Origin of the sequence: Altericroceibacterium endophyticum, assembly GCF_009827595.1 — a bacterium.
GTDB lineage: Bacteria > Pseudomonadota > Alphaproteobacteria > Sphingomonadales > Sphingomonadaceae > Altericroceibacterium > Altericroceibacterium endophyticum.
In genome coordinates this window covers 1-5,906 of record NZ_WTYT01000011.1, presented here as the reverse complement: position 1 = coordinate 5,906, position 5,906 = coordinate 1, and the positions used below count along the sequence as shown (strand labels likewise).

The 5,906-nt window shown below is 53.1% G+C and carries 3 tRNA genes and 3 rRNA genes; all 6 read right to left on the bottom strand.

From position 1 onward, the window contains the following. Positions 1–117 precede the first annotated feature (117 nt). Positions 118–194: transfer RNA gene (locus GRI91_RS15795), tRNA-Met, on the bottom strand. A 118-nt stretch (positions 195–312) separates the two neighbouring features. After that, positions 313–427, bottom strand: a 5S ribosomal RNA gene (gene rrf, locus GRI91_RS15790). Positions 428–549: 122 nt separating this feature from the next. Beyond that, positions 550–3,340: ribosomal RNA gene (locus GRI91_RS15785) — 23S ribosomal RNA — on the bottom strand. A 381-nt stretch (positions 3,341–3,721) separates the two neighbouring features. Beyond that, a tRNA-Ala gene (locus tag GRI91_RS15780) sits at positions 3,722–3,797 on the bottom strand. 23 nt (positions 3,798–3,820) lie between these two features. Then, a tRNA-Ile gene (locus GRI91_RS15775) sits at positions 3,821–3,897 on the bottom strand. A 187-nt stretch (positions 3,898–4,084) separates the two neighbouring features. After that, positions 4,085–5,573: ribosomal RNA gene (locus GRI91_RS15770) — 16S ribosomal RNA — on the bottom strand. The 16S, 23S and 5S rRNA genes sit together here with 3 tRNA genes alongside, the layout of an rRNA operon. Between the last annotated feature and the right edge of the window lie 333 nt (positions 5,574–5,906).

Below are 5,906 nucleotides of genomic sequence, written 5' to 3'. Positions count from 1 at the left end.
TTGCGTCCCTCTGGTTCGCCCTGCGGCGGCTCGCCCATCTGCACCTCTTGGCTCCAGACACGCCTTCAGGCCCGCGGGTGTGCGGGCTGGTGATGTTGAGTTGTGCATGGGTTTTTATGGTTGCGGGGGCAGGATTTGAACCTGCGACCTTCAGGTTATGAGCCTGACGAGCTACCGGACTGCTCCACCCCGCGCCATGGATTGGTCTGTGCCTGTGTGAGGCAGAGACCAAAAAGCCGCCGCTCGGTTTGCACCGGCAGCGGCTTTTTGATGTGATTATGAATGGGTTTTTATATGCCCGCAGGCTACAATGCCTGGCGACGTCCTACTCTTCCAATGCTTGAGCATTAGTACCATCGGCGCTGCCTGGTTTCACGTCCGAGTTCGAGATGGGATCGGGTGGGTCACAGGCGCTATGGCCACCAAGCAATGTGGCCTGCGGGTAATATCGATGCAATCTGGCTTGATACCGTCCATCATGGCGGCCTGTTATCAGGACTGTCATTGATGGTGGGATTCTCCGGATACTTGTGTTGCCACAAGGTCCGTTAAAGCGTGATCAGAGTTATTAGGACCGGTTAGCTTCATGCGTTACCGCACTTCCACACCCGGCCTATCAACGTGATGGTCTATCACGACTCGAAGATACCTAATCTTAAGGGAGGCTTCCCGCTTAGATGCTTTCAGCGGTTATCCCGTCCATACATAGCTACCCTGCGGCACCCTTGGCAGGATGACAGGTACACCAGAGGTATGTTCACCCCGGTCCTCTCGTACTAGGGGCAACTCCTTTCAAGTATCGACGCCCACGGCAGATAGGGACCAAACTGTCTCGCGACGTTCTGAACCCAGCTCACGTACCACTTTAATTGGCGAACAGCCAAACCCTTGGGACCTGCTCCAGCCCCAGGATGTGATGAGCCGACATCGAGGTGCCAAACGATTCCGTCGATATGAGCTCTTGGGAATCATCAGCCTGTTATCCCCGGCGTACCTTTTATCCGTTGAGCGATGGCCCTTCCACGAGGGACCACCGGATCACTATGACCGACTTTCGTCTCTGCTCGACCTGTCGGTCTCGCAGTCAGGCAGGCTTATGCCATTGCACTCTCGCAGACGGTTTCCAACCGTCCTGAGCCTACCATCGCGCGCCTCCGTTACTCTTTAGGAGGCGACCGCCCCAGTCAAACTACCCGCCACAGAGGGTCCCTACACCGGCTAACGGTGCGAGGTTAGACATCAGAAAACAGCAGGGTGGTATTTCACCTATGGCTCCACATCAACTGGCGTCAATGTTTCAAAGCCTCCCACCTATGCTACACAACTCTTTCCTAATGCCACTCTGAAGCTGCAGTAAAGGTGCACGGGGTCTTTCCGTCTAACCGCGGGTACTCCGCATCTTCACGGAGAATTCAATTTCGCTGAGCATATCCTGGAGACAGTGGGGAAGTCGTTACGCCATTCGTGCAGGTCGGAACTTACCCGACAAGGAATTTCGCTACCTTAGGACCGTTATAGTTACGGCCGCCGTTTACTGGGGCTTCAATTCGGAGCTTGCACTCCTCCTCTTAACCTTCCAGCACCGGGCAGGCGTCAGACCCTATACGTCGTCTTGAAGCCGACTTAGCAGAGTCCTGTGTTTTTGATAAACAGTCGCTACCCCCTGGCCTGTGCCCCCCACTAATGCTTGCGCACTAATGGGGCCTCCTTCTTCCGAAGGTACGGAGGCAATTTGCCGAGTTCCTTCAGGATACTTCTCTCAAGCGCCTTGGTATACTCTACCTGACCACCTGTGTCGGTTTCGGGTACGGTCTATATGAAGAGGCTATTTCCTGGGACTACTTGGCCGCCCACTCAATCCGTTAAGAGTGAACAACTTCCGCAATCCGTCACACATCTTCAGGCCCACGAATATTAACGTGGTTCCCATCGACTACCCCCTTCGGGCTCGTCTTAGGGGCCGGCTCACCCTGCGCTGATTAGCATTGCGCAGGAACCCTTGGTCTTTCGGCGAGAGGGCATCTCACCCTCTTTATCGCTACTCATGTCAGCATTCGCACTTCCGATACGTCCACCGTCGGTTACCCTTCGGCTTCACTCGCTTACGGAACGCTCCGCTACCGCTCAGAATAAATTCTGAACCCTAAGCTTCGGTGCATCACTTTAGCCCCGATACATTTTCGCCGCAGGAACCCTTATTTAGACCAGTGAGCTGTTACGCTTTCTTTAAAGGATGGCTGCTTCTAAGCCAACCTCCTGGTTGTTTTGGGGTTCCCACATGCTTTCCCACTTAGTGATGACTTGGGGACCTTAGCTGTAGGTTAGGGCTGTTTCCCTTTTGACGACGGACCTTAGCACCCGCCGTCTGTCTGCCGGATAAGACTCGATGGTATTCGGAGTTTGGTTAGGTTTGGTACAACTCGCGTCGCCCTAGCCCATCCAGTGCTCTACCCCCATCGGCATACATCCGACGCTCTACCTCAATAGATTTCGCGGAGAACCAGCTATTTCCCGGCTTGATTGGCCTTTCACCCCTAAACACAACTCATCCAATAATTTTTCAACATTAAATGGTTCGGTCCTCCAGTGCATGTTACTGCACCTTCAACCTGGTCATGCCTAGATCGCCGGGTTTCGGGTCTAATCCAACATACTCAGTCGCCCTATTCAGACTCGCTTTCGCTTCGCCTACACCTATCGGCTTAAGCTTGCATGTTAGATTAAGTCACTGACCCATTATGCAAGAGGTACGCTGTCACCCCCTAAAGAGGCTCCAACTGCTTGTAAGCATTCGGTTTCAGGTACTGTTTCACTCCCCTAATCGGGGTGCTTTTCACCTTTCCCTCACGGTACTTGTTCGCTATCGGTCATGTACGAGTATTTAGGCTTGGAGGGTGGTCCCCCCATGTTCAGACAGAATTTCACGTGTTCCGCCCTACTCGAGTCCTTTCACATCATTTTCGCATACGGGGCTGTCACCCGCTATGGCCACTCTTTCCAAAGTGTTCTGCTAATTGAATGAAAGGCACTGGCCTGGTCCGCGTTCGCTCGCCACTACTAACGGAATCTCGGTTGATGTCTTTTCCTCCGGGTACTGAGATGTTTCAGTTCTCCGGGTTCGCTTCACCAAAGCTATTTTATTCGCTAAGATGATACCTTATCCACCTCACTCACCCAATGGCGAACCATTGAACGAGAGAAATGGTGAAGGTGGGTTTCCCCATTCGGAAATCGCCGGATCAAAGTTTGCTCACAACTCCCCGACGCTTATCGCAGCGTGCCACGTCCTTCATCGCCTGTACATGCCAAGGCATCCACCAAATGCTCTTACCTCACGCTTGAGAATCCACACCATCAACGACAGGCCTGATATCCATCAGCCCCTGGTCTTGCATAAACACCAGAAGCCAACAGCATCATGCTGCTAACCTGCCGCAATCATGCGGACGATAATCTCAGCCAGATTATATAATCATCTGTGTGTCGCAATTCGTTTCGAGATAGTCGTAAAGACTACCACAAAACCAATGCGCCACGGCATCGATTTAAAAACCCATTCACAATGTCAAAGACGCAAGAGGCAATCCTCTTGCTACCGCACCCTGAGTGTTACCTCGGGCGGGATATGTTGTTCCATTCACTGGAGAAGCGGCCATCTAGTCGCCACTCGTGCCAAGTTCAAGCACCAAGTGGATCATTTAACCATTCGTACCCAAGAAACTGGTGGAGCCTATCGGGATCGAACCGATGACCCCCTGCTTGCAAAGCAGGTGCTCTCCCAGCTGAGCTAAGGCCCCATTCCTAAGTTTCTTAGAGTAAATGGTGGGCCGAGCTGGACTCGAACCAGCGACCTTACGCTTATCAGGCGTACGCTCTAACCACCTGAGCTACCGGCCCATCCAGCGCCCTTGCACAGCCCAAGGGCCGCAGGGCACGAGAGCCAGCTCAGGTGCATGCCACAAAGATCATAAGACCTTGGTGACAATCTCCAGTGATGAAAGGACATGAGGACGACGGCAGTGTTCTTTGGAAAGGACGAAGCTCTTTCCGATACGAGATCGGACGCTTTCGGCCATATCCTTAGAAAGGAGGTGATCCAGCCGCAGGTTCCCCTACGGCTACCTTGTTACGACTTCACCCCAGTCGCTGAACCCACCGTGGTTGGCTGCCTCCCTTACGGGTTAGCGCACCACCTTCGGGTGAATCCAACTCCCATGGTGTGACGGGCGGTGTGTACAAGGCCTGGGAACGTATTCACCGCGGCATGCTGATCCGCGATTACTAGCGATTCCGCCTTCATGCTCTCGAGTTGCAGAGAACAATCCGAACTGAGACGACTTTTAGAGATTAGCGTGCCCTCGCGGGTTAGCTGCCCACTGTCATCGCCATTGTAGCACGTGTGTAGCCCAGCTTGTAAGGGCCATGAGGACTTGACGTCATCCCCACCTTCCTCCGGCTTATCACCGGCAGTTTCCTTAGAGTGCCCAACTAAATGATGGCAACTAAGGATGAGGGTTGCGCTCGTTGCGGGACTTAACCCAACATCTCACGACACGAGCTGACGACAGCCATGCAGCACCTGTCACTGATCCAGCCGAACTGAAGGAAAAGATCTCTCTAATCCGCGATCAGGATGTCAAAAGCTGGTAAGGTTCTGCGCGTTGCTTCGAATTAAACCACATGCTCCACCGCTTGTGCAGGCCCCCGTCAATTCCTTTGAGTTTTAATCTTGCGACCGTACTCCCCAGGCGGATAACTTAATGCGTTAGCTGCGCCACCCAAGCACCATGTGCCCGGACAGCTAGTTATCATCGTTTACGGTGTGGACTACCAGGGTATCTAATCCTGTTTGCTCCCCACACTTTCGCACCTCAGCGTCAATACTTGTCCAGCGAGTCGCCTTCGCCACTGGTGTTCTTCCGAATATCTACGAATTTCACCTCTACACTCGGAATTCCACTCGCCTCTCCAAGATTCTAGTCTAGCAGTTTCAAGGGCAGTTCCGGGGTTGAGCCCCGGGATTTCACCCCTGACTTAATAGACCGCCTACGCGCGCTTTACGCCCAGTAATTCCGAACAACGCTAGCTCCCTCCGTATTACCGCGGCTGCTGGCACGGAGTTAGCCGGAGCTTATTCTCCAGGTACTGTCATTATCATCCCTGGTAAAAGAGCTTTACAACCCTAAGGCCTTCATCACTCACGCGGCATTGCTGGATCAGGGTTTCCCCCATTGTCCAATATTCCCCACTGCTGCCTCCCGTAGGAGTCTGGGCCGTGTCTCAGTCCCAGTGTGGCTGATCATCCTCTCAGACCAGCTATGGATCGTCGGCTTGGTAGGCCTTTACCCCACCAACTACCTAATCCAACGCGGGCCCATCTAAAGGCGATAAATCTTTGGTCCGAAGACATTATACGGTATTAGCAGTCATTTCTAACTGTTATTCCGTACCTAAAGGCAGGTTCCCACGCGTTACGCACCCGTGCGCCACTAAGTCCGAAGACTTCGTTCGACTTGCATGTGTTAGGCATGCCGCCAGCGTTCGTTCTGAGCCAGGATCAAACTCTCAAGTTTGAGTTCATAACCAATCCAGCATCACCCTAAGGCAATCAACCAGATCAGCTACGTTTAAGGAGCCGATACCTGCACTATCAAACGTAATGGATACGAAGGACAATACAGACAACGACTTAAATATCAGGTATCCGAGCCTTAAAGCCCCGGACCTGAGCGCCGTCGCCCACATGTCCCTTCATCAACATCAACAATTTCAAAGAACAACCCAAAGACAGAAAATGACCCCCGGCTTAAAGCAACTGGGGACCACCTAGTCCGTCTATTTGGGCGACCGTTAGAAGCTGGCGAAACCGCCGCGCCCCGTCCGGTGAGATGGCTTCTATGAGGATC